Raw genomic sequence first — 23690 nt, 5'->3', positions numbered from 1 at the left:
CCCTTCCGCTGGCGGCAATCGGGGACGGATATGAAAGATCAGGTACATACGCTCCACCGGCGGGACGCGCTCCGGCTGGGCGCGGCCGCGGCTCTGCTGGCCAGTACCGGCACCGCGCACGCGCGGGACGTCGGGACTCATGACCATCGCCTTCGGCGCGCCCGTCGACTTCCACGGCTACAAGCCCGGCTTCGGCCCGCCCGGCTACGCCAAGGACCGCTTCACCTGGCTGGTCTTGAAGGGCTACGCCGACTCCCGCACCGGCACGGTACGGCTCCGCTCCGCCGACCCCGCCCACCCGCCGGTGATCAACTTCCGCAAGTTCGACGACGGCAGGGGCGGCGACCGGGACGTGGCCGCCATCGTGGACGCGGTCGAGATGATCAGAAGGATCAACGGGAAGGTAGGCACCGAGGTCTGGCCGTGCCCTCAGGTCAGGTCCCCGGAGCAGATCGCCGCCTGGGTACGGCAGGAGGCCTGGGGTCACCACGCCTCCTGCACCAACCCGATCGGCCCCGACTCGGACCCGACGGCCGTGCTGGACGCCAGGTTCCGGGTGCGCGGGACGAGCAACCTGAGGGTGGTGGATGCCTCGGCCTTCCCCCGCATCCCCGGACTCTTCATCTGGGCCCCGGTGGCCACCCTCTCCGAGAACTCCAGCGCCGACATCATCGCCGAGGCCCGGTATCCAGTGTCACGCTGACGGTGGTAACGAGCGGCTCAGTAAATCTGGACCGGCCGCACGCCTTGGGCGGCGGGCGCCGGTGGGTAGCCGGTGGTCTCGTTGCCCTGGCCTCCGGCGACCACCACCGCCGTGCCAAGCCCTCCGGCGCCCAGACCCCCGCCACTCCCCCCGAGCGGGCCACCGCGCCCGCCGAGAAGGCCACCCCCACCCCCGCCGAGCCCGAGCCCGGCGCGCAGGCTATCGATGATCGGCAGCGGAATCCGGTAGCGTGCCTGGTCCTGCGCTGTGTAGGAGGTCGGCGCGGACGCGGCCTGAGCGACCGGGGCGGCGAAAAGGGCCGCACCCGCCAGGACAACAATCGGACGAATCATGTGAATTCTCCATGTCGCGAGATCTGACTACTTTGTGCATATTTCTGACTGCACACCGTCATATTCCCGGACATAGGAGCCCCGATTGCCCCGATATCCCCACAGATTGGCAAGCGTTCATCTACCCTGCACGCATGTGCAAGGCCGGTGAAAAACGATGAAAGGTTTCATCGCTACGAAACCTCTGTTGACACGCCCGAAACAGTGATACGTTCTTGGGAGCGCTCCCAAGCCGCCGCGTGACACACTTCGGGCCTGAGGAGACCGGATGGCCGATCTTCCCACCCTCGCAGAGGTAGCCGCCGCTGCTGGCGTCTCCCCGGCAACCGCTTCCCGAGTCCTGACGGGCTCGGTACGCGTCACTACATCGACCAGGCGACAGGTGCACGACGCCATGTCCCGCCTTGGTTATGTAAGGCGCCGCGCCCCTCGGGGCTCGACCGCCAGACGCACCGACCAGATCGTGGCCGCCGTGATCTGCGAGCAGACTCCACGGCTGTTCAGCGAACCCTTCTACGCCCGACTGCTGTCGGCGGCCGAGGAGGTGTTCGCCTCCCACGGGGTCCCCCTCGTGGTGATGACGGCCACCCCCGCCACCGCGGCGATCGCGGCCCCACCGCTGGTCGCGGGGGCCGTGGACGGGGTGCTCCTGGTGGGCGCCCGGGCCAGGCACCCACTGGCCGTCACCCTCGCCGCCTCCGGGATCCCGGTGCGCAGCGCGGGCCGGCCGCCGGACGGCGTGGACCTCCCGTTCGTCGACATGGACAACCGGGACGGCGGACGCCAGGCGGCGGAACACCTGCTGCTGGGCAACCGCCGGGTGATCGCCACGATCGCCGGGCCGCCGACCCTGCCCGCCGCCCGGGACCGTCTCGACGGTTTCCGGGAGACGCTCAGGGACGCGGGCATCACCGACATGCCCGTGGCCTACGGCGACTTCACCCACGCCTCGGGCGCGCACGCGATGCAGTGGTTACTGCAGCGCGCGCCACGCCTGGACGCCGTGTTCGCGGCGTCCGATGTGATGGCCGCGGGCGCGATGCAGGCGCTGCGACGGGCCGGGCGCAAGGTGCCCGACGACGTCGCGGTGATCGGCTTCGACGACGCGCCCATCGCCCGGCACACCACCCCCGCCCTCACCACCGTCCGCCAACCGGTAGAGGAGCTCGCCGCCCTGGCGGCGCGCATGCTGCTCATGGCCCTCGCCGAGGACGAGATACCCAAGGGAAACCCTGTGTTGCCCACGGAACTGATCGTCCGTGAATCAACCTGAGCTGGCCGAAGGCGACGTCCTGACCCGTCGCTATCTGCTTCAGGAGCGGATCGCCACAGGAGGCATGTCAGTGATCTGGCGTGCCTTCGACCAGTCCTTACAACGGGCTGTGGCGATCAAGGTGCTGGACGGGGCACTGGACGGTGACAACCCGGGCCGCGAGCTGATCAGGCGCGAGGCCCGGGCCACCGCCCGGCTGATCCACCCGGACGCCATCGAGGTGTACGACTACGGCGAGACGGTCACCCCGCGTGGCCGGCTCGCCGCGTACGTCGTGATGCGGCTCCTGGAAGGCAGATCACTGGCGGATCGGCTCAGCGAGGGCCCGCTGCCCTGGCTGGAGGCCACCGCCATCGCCGCCCGGCTGGCCCTGGTGCTGGCCGCGGCCCACGAGCGGGGCATCGTGCACCGCGACGTCACGCCGGAGAACGTGCTGCTCGCCTCGGACGGGGCAAAGCTGCTCGATTTCGGCATCGCCGTGTTCGCGGGCGAGGCCGACGACGAGCTGGTGGCCGACTTCGGCACCCCGCCCTACGTGGCGCCGGAGCGGCTCAAGGAGCTGCCCGCCGCCCCGGCCGTGGACGTCTACTCCCTCGGCGTCCTGCTGTACGAGATGCTCACCGGCGTTCCGCCGTACCCGGAGACGACCTGGGAGGGGATCGAGGCGGCCCGCAGGGACGGCCCGCCGCCCAGCCCGGACAGCGTGCCGGGGCTGCCGCCGGAGATCGCGGCGCTGTGCCGGCAGTGCCTGTCCCCCGATCCGACCATGCGGCCGAGCGCGCGTGAGGTGGCCGAGGCCCTGATGCCCGGCGAGACCGGGCGCGAGCCCGGCTGGCTGAAGTGGGCGGCGGGGGTCGCGGGCGTGCTGGCGCTGGGCGTGCTGCTCTGGCAGCAGCCGACTCTGGCCCCGGCGGGGGTGGCGGCGGAGACGCTGCCGACCCCGGCGGCGCACGCCACCCAGCCCACCGGGGAGGCCGCTGAGTCCACCGAGCGGGCCGAACCGATCCTCAACCCCGAGCGCACCACGGAACCGAAGCCGGACCCCGACCCCGACCCGGTCGCGCGGCCCTCCCCCACGACCAAGCCGGTCGGCACCCGGACGCTCGCGCCGCTGCCGCTGGCGAGCCCGGCCGGTTCCGCTTCGGTCGAGGAGGCCTCGGCCGCGTTCGTGGGGCTGCTCGAAGCCGGGGCCGGGCGCGGGGAGATCACCCCGGAAGCCGTCCAGGATCTGAAGAATCTGGTCGGGAACATGATCGCGAACAATGATCCGAACGCGGTGGGCAACATCCGGATCAAGCTGGCCGACCGGCTTCGCGAGGGCGTGCTCACGCCCGCGCTGAAGTCGAAGCTCGACGCGGCGCTGGACCAGATCAAGGCGGCGTTCGAGGCGCGGGGAACCTGACGGCCGGTGCGGCTCGCGGACCGCGAGCCGCACCGGAACGGGGGTTGACAAACCCGTCTAAATAGGCTCGCGTATGGGAGCGCTCCCAGTGATCATGGTTTGCTACCCTTGAAAAGCATGGCAGACCCGGGGGAAATACCTGAATCTTTCAGAACTCGCCCTGCCAGATAAGGTCTGTGTAAAGAGCTGTAAGCCATGTGAAAGCGCTCCGCAAGGATGCCTCCCTAGGGTTACTGACGTCCCGAGATCACTAGGAAGGCTTCCGCTCCGATGAGAATCGTTCGCCTCGCTATTGTCGCCGTCGCCGCGACCACGTTCCTGACCGCCTGCGGGCTGGGAGCCAACACCGCGCTGTGCGCCGAGGCCACCAAGGCGCTGCTCGACTACACCTCCCAGGTGACCACTGCCGGCACCGACATCGCGGCCATCAACAAGGCCAACACCGACCTGTCCGGCAAGCTCACCGACATCTCCGCCAAGGCCGACGGGGACCTCAAGAAGACCCTCGACAGCATGGCGAGCACCTGGGCCGACCTCAAGATCGACGCCTCCGACCCGAACTCGATCACCGAATTCACCAGCAAGAGCGCGAACTTCGACTCCGAGCTCCGCGCGGCCTGCAGCTGATCTCTCTTGCCTGAACGTTCGCCGGCCCGACCGTGACGTACGGCCCGCGCTCCGGGAGGTGGAGCACGGGCCGTACGGGTTTATTCGAGATCAGGACAGGTCGAATTCGCCGCCCTTAACCCCGTGCACGAAGGCGTCCCACTCGCCCGGGGTGAACATCAGCTTGGGTCCTTCGGGGTCCTTGGAATCGCGCACGGCTATTCCGTGCTTGAGCTGGGCGACCTCGACACACTGGTTGCCCTGGGTGTTCGAACGGGTGGCCTTACGCCACGTAGCGCCGGCCAGATCCGCAGGCTGAACGCCCTTCATGCCATCTCCTTCTCGACCGATTCGATTTTCTCTCTGGATTTCTCCGGGCTGAGCGCGGCGGCGCGGAGATGGTCAAAGACCTGGGCATAGCGGTGAACGTCGTCGGAGGTCTCCAGATAGAGCTCTCCGCCCGCGCTCTCCAGGAAGACGATGTCGGAATCCTCGGGATGCGCGAAGGTGAGGATCGCCAGCGGGTTGCCCATCCCCAGGTAGGCCCCCGCCTCGAACGGCAACACCTGAATGGTGACGTTCGGCTGGACGGCGATCTCCTGGAGCCTGCGCAACTGCTCGGCCATGACATACGGTCCGCCTACTGGACGCCGCAGGGCCGCCTCGTCGAGCACCACCCAGAGTTCGAAGGCCGGGTCGGTCAGGCGCCGTTGCCGCTCCAGCCGCACGGTGATCCGCCGCTCGATCTCCTCGGGGTCCTCCACGAGAGCCGCACTGATCACCGCACGGGCGTACGCCTCGGTCTCCAGCAGTCCTGGGAGCATCACCGGCTCGTAGTTCCGGACGCTGGCGGCTTCCGCTTCCAGTCCGACGTACGGCCCGGGGAGCACGTCCCCGAAATGGTGCCACCACCCGCGACGCCCGGCGTCCCGGATCAGCTCGAGCAGGGCGTCCCGCTCGTGTCCGTTGGCGCCGTAGAGATCCAGGAGATCCCGCATGGTCCGGCCCTGGGGCCGGGTGTGCCCGGTCTCGATCCGATACACCGTGGAGCTGGCCAGCCCAAGGCGCTGGGCCACTTCCTCGCGCGAGTAGCCCGCCTCGCAGCGCAACCGGATGAGCTCGCCGGCCAGGCGTCTCAGCCGGACCGACGGGCTTCGCCCTACGCTCATAAGCGAACAACTCCCCACAAACGGCACTTTGCAATATTGCATTCGCAGGATTGCAAAGATGCATTCCACGGTGCAGGATTAACTGAAGTTTGCCACGGCTTTGAGTGAGCCCTGCCTGTACAGGTGCACAGGGAGTTATCAGAGGATGACAATTCTCAACCGCGCGGAGAGAACCGTGATCTCGCGGCCCTACTTCGGCGCCGTGGCGGAGGCGGGCGCGGCCCGCCGGTTCATCTCCCGCTGCCTCGGCGCGGGTCATCCGTGCCGGGACGATGCCGTCCAACTGGCCGGCGAGCTGATCTCCGAGTCGCTCCGGCACACGATCGCCTGCGGTGATCGCGCCGGTTACACGATCGCGGTCAGCACCACCCCCGCGGCCGCCCGCGTGGTGCTCTCCGCGCAGTCGCGCTGCCCCTGCTGGACGCGTCCCGCACTCGGCCGCGGCGTGCACCTGGTCTCCCAGTTCACCCCGCTCTGGGGCGCGCTGACCACCGACCACGGAACCACGGTGTGGTTCGAGGTCACCCGATCGCCCCGGGAGCCCAAGCGTGGCAGGCATTCCCGCTCGGACGGCGGCGCGCACACGGCCCCCTGAGGCAGATGACTCCAAGTCACGGGTGTTAACCGGCTGAAATGGGTATCAACCGCATCAGATGCATCCATAAGCCGCAAAACACAACAACCGGGGGAAAAATGCCTGACAGCCCGAACAAGAAATCGTCCAAGGCGACGGGCAAGGCGAAGAAGGCCGCCATCAAGGAGGCCCGAATCGCCCGCCGCGAGTCCACCCAGGACTCACCGTCCGCCCGCTCGTCGTCCACGTCCTCACGGTCGTCGTCCGCATCGGCCTCGCGGTCCTCGTCCGCGCGCTCGACATCCGCGCAGTCGCCCGCACAATCGCCGTCGCGCTCCGCCCACACGTCACCGTTCCGGGAGCCCCAGCAGCGCCCCGAACACAACTGACACTCCCGACGTAACAGCCCGGGGCGGTCCAACCGTCCCCGGGCTGATCCTCTTCCGGACAGGCCTGGTAGGCGATCATGCTGTCGGTGATGGGGTGCTTCCGGTGGGGGCGGTGGTGACCGTCAGGTCGGGGCCGGAGGTGGCGCCTGAGTCGTTTCGGGCGACGACGGTGAAGGTGTAGGAGGTGGCGGGGGTGAGGGCGCCGATGGCGAGAGTCGTGGCGGGGGTGGAGGAGATCAGGAGGCCGTCTCGGTAGATGTCGTAGGTGAGGGCGCCGGGGGATGGTTGCCAGGTTAGGCGGAAGCCTGAGGGGCTGATTTGGCTGGTTTTGAGGGGGTTGGCCGGTGTGGGGCGTACGCCGGGGCAGGGGGTGGTGTACAGGCGGGTGGGGAGGCTGAAGGGGGAGAGGTTTCCGGCATGGTCTCGGGCTTGGGTACGGATTTCGTAGAAGTGGCCGGGTTCGAGGGAGGTCAGGTTGATGGTGGGGGCGGTGCCGAGGGTTGTGGTGGTGTGCTGGCCGTTGAGGTAGATGTCGTAGGCGGCGGCGTCTGGGGAGGGTGGCCAGCGTAGGGACAGGGTGGTTGGCTCGCGGCGGGTGGCTTCTGGGGGGCCGGGGCGGGATGGGGGGATGGTGTCGGGGGCGGTGGCCGCTGATTTCTCGGTGGTGAGGTACGGGTCGTCGGGGAGGGTGTCCCAGGGGTTGGGGAGGACGTCGGGGGTGACGTACATGTAGCCGGCGTTGCGTTGTTTGCCTAGGTTGATGGCCTCGGTGGGAGTGGGGGCGTCGTGGACGAGGTGCCAGAAGCGGCGGGGGTCCTGGGTGAGTTGCCAGGGTGGGGGCTGCCAGCCGCGGTAGGTGGCCAGGTCGCCTTCGAAGGAGAGGAGGATGTCGGCGACGTCGGAGAAACATTCGGGCACGCCGGTGCCGGGGTTGGCGGCCGTGCGGGCGGCGGGGTCGTAGCGGCGGGTGAAGGTGCGCAGGTCGCGGTAGCCGGGGGCGGAGGGGCAGTCGTCGGCGACCTCGTCCAGGAAGATTCCGGCCAGGCCGTGGGCGCCGTACAGGCGATACCAGGCGGCGATCTCCTGCTGGGTCTGGGCCAGCCAGGAGGCGGAATCGGTCTCGCCGAATCGGGTTGCCCGGCCGGTTCTGCCTAGGTATGCGGTTGTCACGTAGCCGAGCACGGTGACGCCGCGCTCATGCGCCGCGCGCATGGCGTTCGCGAGTTCCAGATCGACGGTACGCCCCGGTCCGGATACCGGATTGGCCACCGCGATTCCTGGGCCGCTCAGGCGATTCCACATCTCGGGCGCGAAATACGCGGGAATTCCCAGCAACTGACCGATTTCCGCGCTAGGAATCGGCGGCAATAACAGGACGAAGGATGCGATGACCCGCAGTAGCACCATGAGCACAGAAGGTTAGTGGCATGAGTCGCCGGGCGGCCACAAATCACCGATCCATCCACCGCTGGACAACCCGAAAATGGTTCATATCGGCGCGACGAATTCCGATCGTCGGCTAACTTTGGCGCGTGCGCCCGACCATGGTGGCCTCCGTTGCCCTACTTCTTGCCGCTCCCGCTGTCGCCGGCTGCGCGCCGGAGGCGGAAGTCCCGGTCGCGAAGGCGGCCTCGTTCGTCTCCGCGGCCACGCCTTCGCCCTCCCCGACCGCGCGCAAGCCCGTGCTCGTCCCCAAGGGGGTGACCGCCGGATACGTGGTGTTCGACCGCGAACTTCGCAAGGTGACCGTCTACCGGAACGTACACAAACGGTTCCGCTCCGCCTCGGTGGTCAAGCTTCTCATCGCCATCGACCACCTGGAAGACGTCGCCAAGCCCGACCTCGCCCTGCTCCAGCCGATGCTCCGGGTCAGCGACGACAACGCGGCCACCGCCCTCTGGCGCCGCGGCGGCCAAGGCAAGATCATCCTCCGGATGACCAAGCGCATCGGCCTGACCGACACCAGCCCCCCGCCCGCCGACAAACCCGGCTTCTGGGGCTACACCGCCATCAGCGCCCTCGACATCGCCAAGGTCTACCGCTACATCCTCGAAAAAGCCGACCCCAAGGTCCGCACCACCATCCTCACCCAGCTCCGCAAAGCCGACCAATGCGGCAGCGACGGCTTCGACCAATATTTCGGCATCCCCCGAGCCGTCCCCAAACCCTGGGCCATCAAGCAAGGCTGGTCCGGCTACGGCTCCATCCCCCCCTCCAAATGCGTCCGCGCCAGAACATCCTTCGCCGACGTCGACTTCACCCACCCGGTCCTCCACACCACCGGCCTCCTAGGCAACCGCTACATCCTGGTCCTCCTCACCACCCAAACCACCCCCTGGCACGACGCAACCAAAAAGATCACCAAACTCACCAAGGACATCTACCGCGCAGCCCTCTAGACCCCACCTGATCGCGAACTCTCCGACCTGATTCCGGCCGCAGAAGATGCGAGGGGCCTTTTGCGCCAGCGCGGCACAGGTCTCCCCTGGATCGCAAGATCGCGAACTCTCCGGCCTGAAAGCAGCCGCAGGAGATACAGGACTTCCTGGCGCCGGTGCGGCCACGAACAGTCAGGACACACCGATCGCGAGATCGCGGTCCCTCCCAACCTGATTCCGGTCGCAGGAGAGACGAGCCCTTCTCGCGCCGGTGCGGCAAGGAGATGTGCGGAGAGGAACGGCGCCGGATAACGGCGAGCAGCCAGTCGGGTTTCTATGGGTCGTTTCTGGTCAGGGCCTTTTCGATGCCGGAGACGTGGTCGGCGAGGAGGCCGATGGCGCCGACCGCGCGGGTCATCGGGTCGTCGGTGGTGCCGCCGAGGGCGCGTTCGCGGAGGTAGCCCGCCTTGACTTCGGCCCAGCGGGCGGCCTGGGCGGGGGTGAGGGTGCCGCGTAGTTCGGCGAGTTTCAGGAGGTTTGATTCGGCGCCGGAGGTGAGGGTCTGGGCCTCGCCCAGGTAATGGTCGTCGATCATGGCGTTGAGTTCGGTCTCGTTCATGACGGGGACGACGCGTTGGGCGAGTTTGTTCATGTTCCGGTAGGAGCCCTGGAGCAGGAACGGCGGTTCGGTACGGCTCGCGTCGGATTGGGCCGCGGAGGCGATATAAGCGCGGTTGACCGCCAGGACGATCTCCTGGACGCGCAGGAGGTTGCGCAGGACGCCGAGGATCTGTTCCAGTTCGGTGGCGCCGTACGGGTGGTCGAGCTGGTCGGCGTTGCCTTCGCCGCGCGCGAGCCGTACCAGCTGGGAGATGTCGCCGCGGTCGGCGCCGGGGGCGAGGATGTCGTTGGAGGTCAGGGCGTTCTCGATGTAGCTGAGAGCGAAGAGGTCCGCCTTGCCGGACAGGACCTCGCCAAGGTTCCAGACGTCGGCGCGGTTGGCCAGCATGTCGGGAATGCGGAACCGCTGCCCCGACTCGGTGTACGGGTTGCCCGCCATGCACACCGCGAAACGTTTGCCCCGCAGGTCATAGGTCCGGGTGCGCCCGTTCCAGACGCCCTCCATGCGGCGCTGGGCGTCGCACAGCGAGATGAACTTCTGCAGCAGCTCAGGCGAGGTGTGCTGGATGTCGTCGAGGTAGAGCAGCACGTTGTTCCCGCATTCCAGCGCGAACGAGATCTTCTCGATCTCCTGCCGGGCGGTCGCGCCGGGCGCTTCGCCGGGATCCACCGAGGTCACGGCGTGCCCCAGCGCGGGCCCGTTGACCTTCACGAACACCAGGCCGAGACGGCTGGCGACATACTCCATCAGGGTCGTCTTGCCGTATCCGGGCGGCGAGATGAGCAACAACATGCCCATCTGGTCGGTACGGTTCCCATCCCCCAGTTGCTTCGCCAGGTTGTCCCCGATCAACGGCAGGTACACCTCGTCGAGCAGCCGGTTGCGTACGAAGGCGTTCATGACGTTTGGCCGGAACTCCTCCAGCCGCAACCGCCGCCGCTCGGCCGCGACAAGCTCACCACGCTGCCGCTGATACGCCCGGTACGCGGGCATACGCTCATCCCGGAACCGCCGGGTCCGCGCGAGAATCTCGTCCAGCCGGATCTCCAGCCGCCGCCCCTCGATCCGGGGATGCGACCCCAGCAGCCCTTCGGCCGTCCCGCTCAACACCGCCGAGGACTCCTGCCGCGGCAGGTCGCACAGCAGCACCGCCACGGCCTCCCGCAGCACGTCCCCCGATTCGATCGTCGCGGCGAACGACGTCAGCCAGGCCAGCGCGAGCTGATACCGAGCCCGCAGGTCAAGCCCCGCCAGCTCGTCGGTGAGCGCCTCGACCCGCTCCGGCCCGAGCGAATTATGAAACTTGTCCAGGAATGAGCGGACTCCTGCGCTGGTAACAAACCCTTCCGCGGTATCGGCCAGCTCCTCGAAGAGGTAATCGGCGGCGTCGATCCCCACAGCCGACGCTGCTGGAGGGCCGGAGCGCGCGGCCGCACCCGGTGTCCCTGGTGCCGACGGGCCGGCCTGGTGGCCGGGAAGCCCAACAGAACCCGCGAGCCCGGCAGAACCCGCCAGCCCGGAATCAACATGTGTTTCGGTGAATGTGGTGATGGCCTCGGCGAGTTCCTTCTGGAGTTCCGCGATGGCCGAAGGCTTCCCGCCGAACATGTCGCGTGCCCGTGCGAGCGACCGCGCCCGCGTCGTCCACCGCCCGCGCGCCGCGTCATCCGTACCGAACGCCCAGAAGAACTGAGCGGCGGCGCGCGCCTCCGCCGGATACCGGAGCAGCCCGGCTCCGGCGTGCAGGCGCAGCACCACCTCCAGGATCGCGGCGGCGTCGTGGTCGTGCACCCCCCGCTCGTACCCTTCGTCGAAACGCTCTTCCGCGGCTCGCCGGACGGCAGCGAGCAGGTCGCCCTCATGCAGGCCGGCGGCCAAGACCGAAGTGGCCAGGTGTTCCGCGCGGTAGACCTCGGCGGTCTCGGATACCAGCAGCTGGTTCCAGAACGGCCGGGTCGCCTCGAACGCCGAGTCGGCGACCGGCGATCGATAGTCAGTGCCGGTGATCGTGAACGACATGCCGCCTTCGTGCGGCACCAGGGTCAGATCGGCGGGCTGGGTGTTGACGGCGAAACGGTGCCGCCCGAGCTTCACCGCATCGCCGTCGAACAGGTCAAGACGGTCACGCAGGGACCGCCCGGCCTCCTGGCGGGCGGCGCGGACGCGACCGTCGAGCTCCTCGGCCCGCACCTGGTCGCCGAGCTCGCGCAACTCGTCGGCGACGGCGCGCAGTTTGGCCACCATCGGATCGGCGGCGAAGTAGGTGTTGACCTCGTCGAGCGTCCCCAGCCCGGCCGAGCGACGCCGTACGCTCCCGAGCACGCGGTCCGCGGACTCGACGAGACGATCAGCCCGCCGCGCCCGCTCGTCCAGCAGGGTCTGCTTGCGCGCCGAGAACGCCTCGTAGACGTCCTCCCGCTTCTGCTCCAGCTGGGCCAGAAAGTCATCGAAATCCGTGAACCGTGACTCCAGCCCTTCCAGCTGGAGCAGCAGCCGCCCGAGCTGCTCGTCGCAGCGTTCCGGCGTGTTCGCCCCGGCGAGTGCGGCGGCGACAGCCTGCCCGAGCAGCGCGAACTCAGCCGCGAAGGCCGCCCGCCCCTCGCTGCCCAGCAGTTCGCGCCGACGCGCCTCCAGCGTGGCCCGAGCCCGGTTGACCCCGGCCAGCACGGCCCCGATCTGCTCCAGGATCGCGGTCCGCACGGTGGCTTCGACCGTGAGCGTGCCGACCACTTCGACCAGCGTCTCCAGCCCGGTGGCCTGCCGGTCGAGCCGCTCGGTCACCGGCCCGGCCCCGGCCACAGTGGTGATCGCCTCCGCGTCGCCGGCCAGCCGGTTCACCTCGTCGTGATAGCCGGTGAACGCGTCGGCGCCCTTCAGCTGGTCGACAACCACCCCGGCGGTCCTGGCCAGCTCATCCGCGAGCCCCGCGGCCATGCCGTCCAGCCGGGCCAGATCGATGTGCCGCCGCTCCCGCAACGTCACCAGATGCCCCTGCGCCCGCCGCAACTCGGCCAGCCGGGTCACCCCGTCCCCTTCGATGCCCTTGATCCGCGCGGCGGCCTCGTCCAGCGCGAGCACGGCCTGCGCGGTCAGCTCCTGCACGTTCTCGAACTCGTCGAGCACCTGCTCCGCGGTGGCCCGCAACGCCGTCAGCGGCTCCCGCAGATCATGCTCACCCAGCCAGTGATAGGCGTCGAACGCCCGCTCGCACGCCGCGATCAACGCCTCGAACACCGGCGCGGCGGGCGACATCTCCCGCACCATCCGCGTAATCGACAAACAATCGGAGATGCCCCGGACCAGCTCCCCGTTCCCGATCCGCTCCAACTGCCCGGTCCCGGTCGGCGCGGCCGTCTCCGTCGTGTACGGCGTCTGCCACACCTGCATCGGATGAACCCGAGTCGGCTCATCCGACACCGCCTTGAACACCACCAGCGTGCCATCGTCGAACAACGAGTACCCATGACAGGAGATCGGCGTCGCCACCTCCTTACGGATCACGTTGTACGGCAGCAGCAGCGACCGCCCCTCCTCCCGGGCATGAAAGACGTAAAGCACATCTTCCTCAGCCCGGATAACCCGCTCATACTCGAGACTCGCCACATCGGTCTCAAAGGTCTTCACAACCCCGGTGGTCAGGTAATAACCCCCCGGAAAGATGATCCCCTGATCCTCCGGCAGCCGCCGGCACGCCTGCCCGATCCCGTCCAGCCGCACGACCTCCCTGGTCCTGGTGTTGAACACCAGATACCGCCAGTCGCTCTCCTTGTACGGCCTGATCTTCAGCAACACCAGCGGCCCCACCCGCGCATGCCACACATCCGCGTCGGCCAGACTCTGCAACGGCTCCGCGACCGGCTCGGTGTAGATGCCCTCCCCGGTCTCCGTATTGTTCTCGATCTTGATGGTGAGATCCCCGCCGACGGTCTCGACGAACAGCTCACCCCCGATCGAAATGTGCGGATGCCGCCCCAGCACATGATCGTCCCGCGTGGTCTCGACCCACTCGAAGTCATGCGCGGGCGGAAACACGTGATCGCGTTCCCCCCGGTTGTCCAGGTAGGTGAGCGTCCCGTCGTTGCCCACCGCCCACCGCAGCACCCGGATGTCCTGCGGCCCGGTCTGGAAGACCGCCAGCAGCCGCCCCTCGATCCGCCGCAGCTGCAGCAGCCGCGTCCCCTTGTAATACCGGTACAGCTCGCTGAAGTCCCGCTCGAACTGCGGGTCGGTGAACAGCCCAGGCGCGTCGTCGAACCGGTACGCGTCCCCGTCCCGCGAGAACCGGTGGAACGCGAACACGTCCGCCACGGCCGTCTGCGGCTTGAGCCCGATGAACACGTTGTAGCCGAACACCATGGTGTCCCCGGCGGACACGATGTCCCTGGGCACGCAGTTGTTCTCGGTCCTGATCCGCTCGGTCCCGATCAGCCGCAACTCGGAGCTGCCGAACACGCCCAGCCGCCGCTCGTTGAGCGCCTCCGCGGCCGTGGCCAGCGCGCCGGCCTGCTCGGCCAGCCGGGCACGCAGGATCTCGTACGTGCCCGCGTCCAGATTGACGGTCACGACTTCGACGGAACGGGGCCGAGCGCCGCCACCGGGGCCTCGGCCACGCCGAGGCGCTGCGCGGTGCTGAGCAGTTCACGCAGCTTCTCGGTGTCCTCCCCGCCCGACTGGATCAGCTTGACCAGGAACGCCGACAAGGTCATGTTCCGCACGTCCGCGGTGTCCAACCCGCCGATGATCTTCGCCAGGTCGTCGGCGATGCTCCCGGACCCGTTCAGGTACGGCGCCGCGATCGCCCGCACCGCCTCCGAGCCGTCCAGGAACCCGTCCACGCTCTTGCCCAGCGCCACCGACCCGACCAGCTTGTCCAGGAACATGGAGTCCCCGCCGACGATGTCGATGTTGGCCTTCTGCAGCCCGGCGGAGAGCACGGCCGCCTGCGCCTCGGCCACCTCGCGGTGCGCCTTGACCCCGGCCAGCCGGATCTCCTTCTCGGCCTCCAGCCGCAGCCGGTATTCCTCGTGCCCCCGGCTGGCGTCGGTCATGGCGGCCATCGCGGCGGCCTTCTCGGTCAGACCCTCGGCCTCGGCCTTCAGCTTCTCGCCCACCATCATGGCGGCTGACAGCGCCTTGGCCTGCTCGCCGTCCGCCTCCGCCTTCAGCCGCTCCCGGGTGCCTTCGGCGCTGGCCAGCGCCTTCTCCCGGTCCACCGCGGCCTGCGCCCGGCCCACCTTCTCGATGGCGACCGCGTCCCGCTCCTTGACCTGCACCTCGGCCAGCCCGGTGGCGGCCGCCTCGGCCTGCACACCCTCGGCCAGCCGGATCTTCGCGCGGGCGTCCAGCTCGGCGGCCTGCTGCCGGGCCTCGGCCAGCACCAGCTCCTCGCGGGCCCGGAACTTGGCGGCCTGCTCGGCGGCCTCGGCCGCCTTGATGTCCTTGACCAGGTTCTCCTGGGCTTCGGCCTCGGCGCCGATGATGACGGCCTGGCGGGTACGCTCGGCCTCCTCCACCACGCGCAGCCGCTTGATGTTCTCCTCCTGCTCGGCCACCGTCTTGTCGACGGCGATGCGCTCCCGCATCACCTCGGCGATCGCCCGCTTCTCGACCTCCAGCTCCTTGTCCTTGGCGATCGTGGACAGCTCGGTCTCCCGGTCCCTGGCGATCACTTCCAGCAGGCGGTCCTTCTCGATCCGCTCGGTCTCGATGGCGATGACCCGCTCGCGGTTCTTCTGCGCGACCGCGATCTCCCGATCCCGGTTCTCCCGCTGGATGCCCAGCTGCTCGTCGGTCTTCACGGCCGCGGCCTCGGCCTTGAGGCGCTCCTCGGCGCGGACCTTGGCGGTCTCCGCCTCCTCCCGCGCCTGCATGGTCTCGACCTCGCGCTTCTGCTTGGTCTCCGCGTCGGCCTGGCGGCGTTCCAGCTCCAGGATGGCCTCCCGGGCGTCCACGTTCTGCCGGGTGATCTCCTTCTCCTCGTTGCGCTGGAACTCGTTGGTGCGCACGTGCTCGATCGCGGTCAGCTCGGTGATCTTGCGGATGCCCTGGGCGTCCAGGATGTTGGCCGGGTCCAGCTTGGCCAGCGGGGTCTGCTCCAGGTAGTCGATGGCCGCGTCCTCCAGGCTGTAGCCGTTGAGGTCGGTGCCGATGACGCGCAGGATCTGGTCGCGGAACTCGTCCCGCTTGGTGTAGAGGTCCACGAAGTCCAGGTGCTTGCCGACGGTCTTGAGCGCCTCGGAGAACTTGGCGTTGAACAGCGTCTGCAGGGTGCCCTCGTCGCTGGCCCGGGCGGTGCCGATGGCCTGGGCGACCTTCACCACGTCCTCGGCGGTCTTGTTGACCCGCACGAAGAAGGTGATCCGGATGTCGGCCCGGATGTTGTCCCGGCAGATCAGCCCCTCGTTGCCGGACCGCTCGATCTCGATGGTCTTCACCGAGATGTCCATCACCTCGGCCTTGTGCACCACCGGTAACACCACCGCGCCGGTGAACGTCACGTCCACCCGGCGCACCTTGGAGACGATCAGCGCCTTGCCCTGCTCGACCTTGTGAAACAGGCGGCTGATGACGAACACCAGGCCGATGACGATCAGCAGGACGACGGCGACTAAGATCCCGGCGCCGGCGGAGATGACATCCATCTACAGTTCCCCCTCATAGGGCATGACCCAGAAGAACTCGCCTTCCGCGTCATAGTCGAAGATCAGTGCGGTTCCGCCCGCGCGGAAGGTGTCGGTGCCGGTCTGGCGGACCTGGATCACCGCGGACGAGCCGTCCTCGGCGTGGACTTCGGCTTGGCCGAAATCCCGGGTCACCGTGCTGGTCCGCAGGACGCAGGTGCGGCCGACGAAGTCCGTACGGGAAGGTGCTTTGGCCGCGGGCAGCGCTCTGCGCACGGCGGCCAGCAGCAGGCGCGCGCTCAGCCAGCCCCCGGCCAGCGCGACGGCGAGTGCGGCGGTCCGGGCCAGGCCGCCGGTGAACAGGGCTGTTCCGGCCAGGGTGATGAACCAGGCGACGGCGACAAAGAGCGAAACCGCGGCGGCCACCGGCACGCTCAGAAGCTCACCGTCGTCCAGCCCGACCAGGCCGGTCACCACCAGCACCCAGAACACCAACACGACCAGCAGCGCGAACGTGAAAAGGACGGCCGGAAACTCCAGCGCGGTCTGTACTAGTTCGCCCATCAAGCCTCCAGCCGCCACCGAGCCCCCTGGGCAGCTGAACGTGCAATCTAGCCATAGAGGTTCCGGAGATCAATATTTCCGCTCATATCCGTCCGAAAGCGGGCCGCGCCAGACGACCACCCGCGAGCACACCCCACCTACAGTTACGACATGGGCATGGTGAGCACGGTCGGCATGGTCCTGCACCCGCGGCGGGACTCCAAGGAAGCCATCGAGACGATCATCGAATGGGCCCGCGCCCGCCAGGTGACCGTGCTCGGCCTGCGGGAGGAGGTCGACCGCATCGACTGCAGCGCGGTCGCCGTGGACGCGGCCTCGCTGGCGGGCCGGTCCAACCTCCTGGTCAGCCTGGGCGGCGACGGGACGATGCTGCGCGCGATGCGCCTCAACGCCGGCCGCAGCACCCCCGTCCTCGGCGTCAACCTCGGCAAGCTCGGCTTCCTCGCCGAGATCGACGTGCAGGAACTGCCACCCGCCCTCTCCGCCATCGACAACCGGCAGTACACGATCGAGCCGAGAATGGCCGTGCAGGCCATGCTGCCCGGCATCGGCGCGGTGCGCGCGTTCAACGACATCGCCCTGGTCCGCACCCCCGGCGACGGCCTGGCGGCCGTGTCGGTCTCGGTGGAGGGCAACCCGTTCGTCCGGCTCGCCGCCGACGCGGTGATCGTGGCCACCTCGACGGGCTCCACCGCGTACAGCTTCTCGGCAGGCGGCCCGATCGTCTCGCCAACGGTGGAGGGCTTTTTGGTGGTGCCCGCCGCCGCCCACTCCACCTTCAACCGGGCCCTGGTGCTGTCCATCGACGAGGAGGTCACCCTGGACGTGCTGCCCTCCAGCGGACGCCTCGCCGTCGAGGTGGACGGCCAGATCGCGGGCTACCTGAACCCCGGCCAGTCGGTCACCGTCTCCGCCCAGCGTTCGGCCGCCCATGTCGTACGGCTCGGCACCACCACCTTCTACGAGCGCGCCCGCCGCAAGCTCCGGGTGAGCGGCAGCGCCGAAGCCGACTAGATTTTTCCGGAAAACACCAGCACCCGCCCCAATCGTTTGGTTTCGTTATGGAGTGACATAGGCACACAGGGTGACAACGGAGGGCCGGATGGTCGAAGACCCGCGCACGCCGGCCGTCCCCGGCGAGTTCACCGCCCTCGCCCACGACCACCGGTTCCACCTGCTCAAGGCCCGATTCCGGCGCCTGGCCACCACCCTCGTCGCCGCCTTCCTGGGCTGGTACTTCCTCTACATCGCGCTGTCGGCGTTCGCCCGCGACTTCATGGCCCGCCCCGCCTTCGGCCACATCAACATGGCGCTTCTGCTCGGCGTCCTGCAGTTCGTCTCCACCTTCGTGCTGGCCTGGCGCTACACCCGCTACGCCCGCCGCATGCTCGACCCTCTCTCCGCGCAACTCCGCGACGAGGCGCAACGCCGCCAAGCCGAACGCGAGCACATCGAGCAGATCATGGCCGAGCGCCGGCGCATCGAGAACTGGACAAGGGACTGATATGCCGGGCGACGGGCGTTTCCTGACCTTCGGCCTGTTCCTGGTGTTCATCCTGATCACCCTCGGCATCACCGTCTGGGCCCGGGCCAACACCCGCAACGCCGACGACTTCTACGCCGGCGGCCGCGCCTTCTCGGGACCGCAGAACGGCCTGGCCCTGGCCGGGGACTACATGTCCGCCGCGTCCTTCCTCGGCATCGCCGGCATCATCGCCCTGTCCGGCTACGACGGCTTCCTCTACTCCATCGGCTTCCTGGTCGCCTGGCTGCTCACCCTGCTGCTGGTCGAGCTGATGCGCAACGCGGGCCGCTTCACCATGGCCGACGTGCTCTCCTACCGGGCCAGGCGGCAGCCCCGCGTACGCACCGCCGCCGCCGTCTCCACGGTCACCGTCTCGGTCTTCTACCTGCTGGCCCAGATGGTCGGCGCGGGCGCGCTGGTCTCGCTGCTGCTCGGCATCCACCCCGGCCAGAGCTTCCTCGGCCTGTCCGCCGGGGCCGCCAAGGTGCTCACCATCATCGTCGTCGGCCTGATGATGGTCTTCTACGTCACCTACGGCGGGATGAAGGGCACCACCTGGGTGCAGATCATCAAAGCCGTCCTGCTGATGGCCGGCACGCTCGTGCTCACCGTGCTCGTGCTCGCCCGGTTCGGCTTCAACCTGAGCGACATGCTCGGCGCCGCCGCCAAGGCCAGCGGCCAATCCGCCGACTTCCTCCAGCCCGGCCTCAAGTACGGCAAGGAGATCGAGGGCGACCCGCTGCGCACGCTGATCAACAAGCTGGACTTCATCAGCCTGGCCGTCGCCCTCGTGCTCGGCACCGCCGGGCTCCCCCACATCGTCAGCCGGTTCTTCACCGTCCCCGACGCCCGCGCCGCCCGCACCTCCGTCAACTGGGCGATCGGCCTGGTCGGCGTCTTCTACCTGATGACGCTGGCGCTCGGCTTCGGCGCCACCGCCGTGGTCGGCCAGGCCGCCATCGCCGCCCAGGACCCGGCGGGCAACACCGCCGCCCTCCAGCTGGCGTACACCCTCGGCGAGTTCGCCGGCGGCCCGATCGGCGGCGACATCCTGCTCGCCTTCGTCGGCGCCGTCGCCTTCGCCACCATCCTGGCCGTGGTCTCCGGCCTCGTCCTGGCCTCCTCCACCTCGCTGGCGCACGACTACTTCGGGCACGTGCTGATGTTCGGCCGGCCGCGCGAGTCGCAGGAGGTCGCGGTGGCCCGGTTCTCCGCCTTCCTGGTCGGCGCCCTCGCCGTGGTGCTCGCGGTGGTGGCCCGCAACCTGAACGTGGCCTTCCTGGTGGCGCTCGCGTTCGCGATGGCCGCCTCCGCCAACCTGCCCGCCATCGTGCTGTCGCTGTTCTGGAAGCGGTTCAACTCCACCGGGGTGGTGGCCGGCATCTACGGCGGCCTGTCCGGCTCGCTGCTGCTGATGGCGCTGTCCCCGGTGGTCTCCGGCAAGGTCGACCCGGACACCGGGGCCAGCCTGTCGCTGCTCCCCGCCGGGGTGGACTTCCATGTGTTCCCGCTGGAGAATCCCGGCCTGGTGTCGATCCCGTTCGGGTTCCTCTGCGCGGTGGCCGGCACCCTGCTCAGCCGGGAACAGGCCGACCAGGAGCGCTACGACGAGCTCTCGGTCCGCGCGCTGACCGGGACCGGCTCGCATCGCGCCGCCCGCCGGGCGGGGAAACGCCCGTCAGGGAGATAACCCCGCAAGCTGAACCAGCCGCGCTTGCGGACCGTTGTGACCAACGAGAGTTCTGTTGCGCCGAGCCGGCCCGGCAACAACCTGGCAACTACAGAACCTCACCCTGGTAGGGCGTTCCATTCCGTTCCATCACGTGTCACGAAGCTTGGTGTGAGCAAGCGGCCGTCAAGGAACGTGCAAGCGGTTCCCGTATCACTTGTCTCATACGGGAGGACCGACATCGAGCTGCAGGATGAGAGGAAGCCGTGAGCTTGGTACAGGGGCTGGAGATCTACTCAGCCGACTTCGGCGACGGCATCGAATTCACACTCGTCGCCGGGGAACGAGCGCTGTATGTGGACGGCGACCTGCAGGCGGCACGGCGGTGGTTCGACGACGCCTACCGGATGGCCCAGGGCGAGAACAACGCCCCCGCGATGGCCCGCGCCGCCCTCGGACTCGGCGGGGTCTGGGTGCACGAGCACCGCACCACCGTGGAAGCCGGCCTGATCCGGATGCGCCAGCGGCACGCCCTGTCCGCCATCGACCCGCGCTCGACGCTGGCGCTGCGGCTGCGCGCCCGGCTCGCCGGCGAGGAGGACTACCGCACCGCGGAGCACGCCGCCATCATCAAGATCGTCGCAGAGGCCCGCCGCGCCGGGGACGCGCAGGCCCTCGCCGAGGCGCTCAGCCTCGCCCACCACTGCCTGCTCGCGCCCGAGCACGGCATGCTCCGCGCCGACCTGGCCGAGGAGCTCGTCTCGACCGCCGGGAGCACCGGCCGCCGCGGCGACCTGCTGATGGGCCTGCTCTGGCAGACCGTGGACCGCTTCCTGGCCGCCGACCCGCACGCCGAGCGCGCCCTGGAGGAGCTGCGCTCCCGCCTCGACCTGCACGACAACCGTGCCGTCGGCTTCGTGGTGAGCGCCATCGACGTCATGCTCGCCGTCCGCACCGGCCGCTTCGGCCACGCCGAGAACCTCGCCAACGTGGCCGCCGAGCGCGGCGCCGTGGCCGGCGACGTCGACACCACCGGCTGGTACGGCGGCCAACTCGGCACCATCCGCTGGTACCAGGGCCGGATCGCCGAACTCGTCCCGGTGCTGCTGGAGATGGTCAACTCGCCGATGCTGAGCGCCGTCGACAACTCCTACTTCGCGGCCCTCGCGGTCGCCTCCGCCGCCAAGGGCGACAAGCGCCTCGCCGCCGGCATGCTGGCCCGGCTGCGCGGCCGCGACCTGGCCGACCTGCCCCGCTCCAGCAGCTGGCTGTCCACCATGTACGGCATCGTGGAAGCCGCTCACCTGCTCGACGACGCCGAGACCTCGGCCGAGGCCTACCAGCTGCTGGCCCCGTTCGCCCGGCTGCCCGTGATCGTCAGCCTGGGCGTCTCCTGCTTCGGCTCGACCCGGCACGCGCTCGGCGTGGCCAGCCTCACCACCGGCGACCTGGACCGGGCGGTGGATCATCTGCGCGGTGCCGTACAGGACAATCTGGCGCTCGGGCACTGGCCGGCGACGGTCCTGTCGCGGTGGCGCCTCGGGCAGGCGCTGGCGCGCCGGAACGGCCCGAACGACGACGCCGCCCAGGAGATGGCGCAGGCGACCGAGGAGGCAGCCGAGCTCGGCATGGTCCTGCCGTCCGTGCCCGAGTCGCGCGCCCCGATCAAGTCCAAGGACGTCGGCAAATGCCGCCGGCACGGACGGCACTGGCAGATCGACCTGAACGGGCGGACCGTGCTGGTCGACCACAGCGTCGGCATGCGCCACCTGGCCACCCTGATCGCCAACCCCGGCTGCGAGATCCGGGCCACCGACCTGGCCGCCGGGCCCGGCATGATCGACGGCGAGACCGAGACCGGGCAGCCCGTCCTGGACGAGCAGGCCAAGCGCACCTACAAGCAGCGGCTCGCCCAGCTGCAGGCCGAGATCGACGAGCTGGAGTCGCAGCACGACCTCGGCCGGACCGAGGCCCTGCGCGCCGAGCGGGACTGGCTGGTGGACGAGCTGGCCGCGGCCACCGGCATGAGCGGGCGGGTACGCCGGTTCACCGGCAGCGAGGAGCGGGCCAGGATCGCGGTGGGCAAGGCCATCCGGCGCGCCCTGGCCCGGATCGCCGAAGCCGACCCGGTCATCGGCGACGAACTACGCACCACCGTGCAAACCGGCCTGCGCTGCTGCTACCGCCCCGCAGACCGATGAGGTTCCACCGGATGGAACGGGATGTCACGCCTTCCTCATGAGGGGGCAGCCGATGAGGGCGGCCCACCGCCGTCATCGGCGCCACTTCGCGGACTGGGGGACAGGATGCGCAACCCGCAAGGACTACGCGTACCCATCCGAGTAGACCGAAGCCTGCCCACACCGCTCCACGACCAGCTGGCTCACCAGCTACGGCAGGCCATCGACTCCGGCCAGCTGGCCACGGGCACCCGGATGCCGTCCACCCGGACCATGGCGGACGTGCTCCAGGTCTCCCGGGGAGTCGCGCTCGCCGCCTACGAGCTCCTGTTCGCCGACGGTTACGTCACCGGCAAGCACGGCTCCGGCACCTACGTCGCGATACACACCCGCGCCGACGACCGCGGCACGCCCCGAGCCACCACCCCGGCCCGCGCGCAGGGCCCGGTCGACCTGACCCCCGGCCAGCCCACCTCCGAGGCGTTCCCGATCGCTGCCTGGCGCGCCGCCTGGCGCCGCGCCAGCCACCACGCCCCACCCATCGACGAGCCACCCGCCGCCGGCCTGCCCGAACTGCGCTCCGCCATCACCGCACTGCTCCGCGACACCCGCGGCCTCGTCCTCGACCATCACGAGGTCATCGTCGTCTCCGGGTACGGCGAAGCGCTCCGCCTGGCCCTCCCCGGCGCCGGTGACCGGCCCGTGACCGTCGGCCTCGAAAACCCCGCACCCCCCGAGCTCCGCAACGCGATCGCCCGGCACGCCACCGTGCTCCCCATCCCCGTCGACGGCGCCGGCGCTCGCGCCGACCTGATCCCACCCGGCTGCGACGCCGTGATCGTCACCCCCGAACGCAACGACCCGCTCGGCGCCCGCATGTCCATCGACCGCCGCCACGCCCTCTCCACCTGGGCCACCGACCACAACGCCCTGATCATCGAACCCGCCTTCGACGGCGTCTTCAACCCCACCGTCAACCCACGCCCCAGCGTGCTGGCCGTCGCCCCCTCCCGCACCATGATGTACGGCTCGGTCCGCGACCTGCTCACGCCCTCGCTGCGGCTCGCCTTCCTGGTTGTCCCCCGGCAACTCGCGGCGGACATCGAGGCACGGCTTCAGTACGGCCCCGAGCCGCCATCCCACATGTGCCAGCAGGTGGCCGCCGACCTGCTCAGAGCCGGCTGCCCCACCCGCCGCGTGGACCGCCTCTCCAGCCTGTACGCCCAGCGCCGCACCTTGCTCCACCAGTCCCTCGGCGCCTACCCCGACGCCAGCCTCCTCGGCTCCAACTCTGGCTCCGCCGCCACCCTCCTCCTACCTCCCGCGCTCCCCGCCACCCGCCTAACCCACACCCTCCGCGACCGCGGCGTAATCGTCACCACCCTCGCCGACTACTACCACCCCCACAGCCACCCCAAGAACGGCATCGTCCTCGGCTACGGCCACCTCGACGAGATGACCCTCCGCCGCGCCCTCCGCACCCTCACCACCACCCTCGACGACCAAGGCCTCGCCCGCCGCACGGCAAATCGCGCCAGAACAGTGGCTTGAGCCACTCTTGCCTAGCGCGACCCTCACTCACACGCTCTGGCACCCCCATACTCCCCGGCTCCCCGCCCCACCCGACCGAGCACAGCGCCAACTCCGCAGCAGGATTGCCCTG

At 69.3% G+C, this 23690-nt stretch carries 19 protein-coding genes; 11 read left to right on the top strand and 8 right to left on the bottom strand.

What is annotated here, in order from left to right:
- Positions 1 to 139 precede the first annotated feature (139 nt).
- Positions 140 to 703, top strand: coding sequence for a GMC oxidoreductase (locus tag ABGB08_RS09810; RefSeq protein WP_347588606.1), 564 nt, complete (start codon positions 140 to 142; stop codon positions 701 to 703).
- A 17-nt stretch (positions 704 to 720) separates the two neighbouring features.
- Here the strand turns inward: ABGB08_RS09810 and ABGB08_RS09805 are convergent, their stop codons facing one another.
- The gene (locus ABGB08_RS09805) at positions 721 to 1056 is read right to left on the bottom strand and encodes a hypothetical protein (RefSeq protein ID WP_347588604.1); all 336 of its coding nucleotides are present in this window, start codon (positions 1054 to 1056) and stop codon (positions 721 to 723) included.
- Between the two features lie 268 nt (positions 1057 to 1324).
- Between ABGB08_RS09805 and ABGB08_RS09800 the strand changes: the two genes are divergently transcribed.
- From ABGB08_RS09800 to ABGB08_RS09790, 3 genes are all read left to right on the top strand, one after another.
- On the top strand, positions 1325 to 2329 hold the full coding sequence (locus tag ABGB08_RS09800; protein WP_347588602.1) for a LacI family DNA-binding transcriptional regulator: 1005 nt from the start codon (positions 1325 to 1327) through the stop codon (positions 2327 to 2329).
- Entirely contained in the window at positions 2316 to 3731 is a 1416-nt protein-coding gene (locus tag ABGB08_RS09795) for a protein kinase (protein WP_347588600.1), read from the top strand. The genes ABGB08_RS09800 and ABGB08_RS09795 overlap by 14 nt, the downstream gene beginning before the upstream one ends.
- A gap of 270 nt (positions 3732 to 4001) precedes the next feature.
- Entirely contained in the window at positions 4002 to 4358 is a 357-nt protein-coding gene (locus tag ABGB08_RS09790; protein WP_155355355.1) for a hypothetical protein, read from the top strand.
- A gap of 90 nt (positions 4359 to 4448) precedes the next feature.
- Here the strand turns inward: ABGB08_RS09790 and ABGB08_RS09785 are convergent, their stop codons facing one another.
- Together ABGB08_RS09785 and ABGB08_RS09780 are read right to left on the bottom strand one after the other, a co-directional pair.
- Complete coding sequence (locus tag ABGB08_RS09785) at positions 4449 to 4667, bottom strand: DUF397 domain-containing protein (RefSeq protein WP_155351348.1); 219 nt, start codon at positions 4665 to 4667, stop codon at positions 4449 to 4451.
- Positions 4664 to 5506: a helix-turn-helix transcriptional regulator gene (locus ABGB08_RS09780; protein WP_155355354.1), complete on the bottom strand. Its 843-nt coding sequence runs from the start codon at positions 5504 to 5506 to the stop codon at positions 4664 to 4666. The genes ABGB08_RS09785 and ABGB08_RS09780 overlap by 4 nt, the downstream gene beginning before the upstream one ends.
- Positions 5507 to 5651: 145 nt before the next feature.
- Here ABGB08_RS09780 and ABGB08_RS09775 point away from each other — a divergent pair, with 145 nt between their 5' ends.
- Complete coding sequence (locus tag ABGB08_RS09775; protein ID WP_347588597.1) at positions 5652 to 6101, top strand: hypothetical protein; 450 nt, start codon at positions 5652 to 5654, stop codon at positions 6099 to 6101.
- Between the two features lie 25 nt (positions 6102 to 6126).
- Here ABGB08_RS09775 and ABGB08_RS09770 read toward each other — a convergent pair whose 3' ends face one another.
- The gene (locus tag ABGB08_RS09770) at positions 6127 to 6426 is read right to left on the bottom strand and encodes a hypothetical protein (RefSeq protein WP_347588595.1); all 300 of its coding nucleotides are present in this window, start codon (positions 6424 to 6426) and stop codon (positions 6127 to 6129) included.
- 118 nt (positions 6427 to 6544) lie between these two features.
- On the bottom strand, positions 6545 to 7738 hold the full coding sequence (locus ABGB08_RS09765; protein WP_347588593.1) for a spherulation-specific family 4 protein: 1194 nt from the start codon (positions 7736 to 7738) through the stop codon (positions 6545 to 6547).
- Positions 7739 to 8001: 263 nt separating this feature from the next.
- Between ABGB08_RS09765 and ABGB08_RS09760 the strand changes: the two genes are divergently transcribed.
- Positions 8002 to 8868, top strand: a complete 867-nt coding sequence (locus tag ABGB08_RS09760; protein ID WP_347588591.1) for a hypothetical protein — start codon at positions 8002 to 8004, stop codon at positions 8866 to 8868.
- Between the two features lie 313 nt (positions 8869 to 9181).
- Here the strand turns inward: ABGB08_RS09760 and ABGB08_RS09755 are convergent, their stop codons facing one another.
- Genes ABGB08_RS09755 through ABGB08_RS09745 form a run of 3 tightly spaced genes read right to left on the bottom strand, consistent with a single transcriptional unit; the run spans position 9182 to position 16653 of the window.
- On the bottom strand, positions 9182 to 14032 hold the full coding sequence (locus tag ABGB08_RS09755; RefSeq protein ID WP_347588589.1) for a DNA repair ATPase: 4851 nt from the start codon (positions 14030 to 14032) through the stop codon (positions 9182 to 9184).
- The gene (locus tag ABGB08_RS09750) at positions 14029 to 16110 is read right to left on the bottom strand and encodes a flotillin family protein (protein ID WP_347588587.1); all 2082 of its coding nucleotides are present in this window, start codon (positions 16108 to 16110) and stop codon (positions 14029 to 14031) included. Before ABGB08_RS09750 ends, ABGB08_RS09755 begins: the two co-directional genes overlap by 4 nt.
- Positions 16111 to 16653: a hypothetical protein gene (locus ABGB08_RS09745; RefSeq protein ID WP_347588585.1), complete on the bottom strand. Its 543-nt coding sequence runs from the start codon at positions 16651 to 16653 to the stop codon at positions 16111 to 16113. It abuts the gene before it with no gap.
- A gap of 150 nt (positions 16654 to 16803) precedes the next feature.
- Here ABGB08_RS09745 and ABGB08_RS09740 point away from each other — a divergent pair, with 150 nt between their 5' ends.
- From ABGB08_RS09740 to ABGB08_RS09720, 5 genes are all read left to right on the top strand, one after another.
- On the top strand, positions 16804 to 17667 hold the full coding sequence (locus ABGB08_RS09740; RefSeq protein WP_347588583.1) for an NAD(+)/NADH kinase: 864 nt from the start codon (positions 16804 to 16806) through the stop codon (positions 17665 to 17667).
- Positions 17668 to 17755: 88 nt separating this feature from the next.
- The gene (locus tag ABGB08_RS09735) at positions 17756 to 18157 is read left to right on the top strand and encodes a DUF485 domain-containing protein (protein ID WP_347588581.1); all 402 of its coding nucleotides are present in this window, start codon (positions 17756 to 17758) and stop codon (positions 18155 to 18157) included.
- 1 nt (position 18158) lies between these two features.
- Positions 18159 to 19868 carry a cation acetate symporter gene (locus ABGB08_RS09730; RefSeq protein WP_347588579.1) on the top strand — a complete coding sequence of 570 codons (1710 nt, stop codon included), beginning with the start codon at positions 18159 to 18161 and terminating at the stop codon, positions 19866 to 19868.
- A 245-nt stretch (positions 19869 to 20113) separates the two neighbouring features.
- Entirely contained in the window at positions 20114 to 22048 is a 1935-nt protein-coding gene (locus tag ABGB08_RS09725) for a hypothetical protein (RefSeq protein WP_347588577.1), read from the top strand.
- Positions 22049 to 22153: 105 nt separating this feature from the next.
- A complete protein-coding gene (locus ABGB08_RS09720) occupies positions 22154 to 23578 on the top strand; it encodes a PLP-dependent aminotransferase family protein (RefSeq protein ID WP_347588575.1) in 1425 nt (474 codons plus the stop codon).
- The last annotated feature ends 112 nt before the right edge of the window (positions 23579 to 23690 follow it).

The organism is Acrocarpospora sp. B8E8 (genome assembly GCF_039871605.1).
GTDB classification, from domain to species: domain Bacteria; phylum Actinomycetota; class Actinomycetes; order Streptosporangiales; family Streptosporangiaceae; genus Acrocarpospora; species Acrocarpospora macrocephala.
The sequence above is the reverse complement of the archived record's forward strand: the minus strand, read 5'-3'. Positions and strand labels throughout refer to the sequence as shown.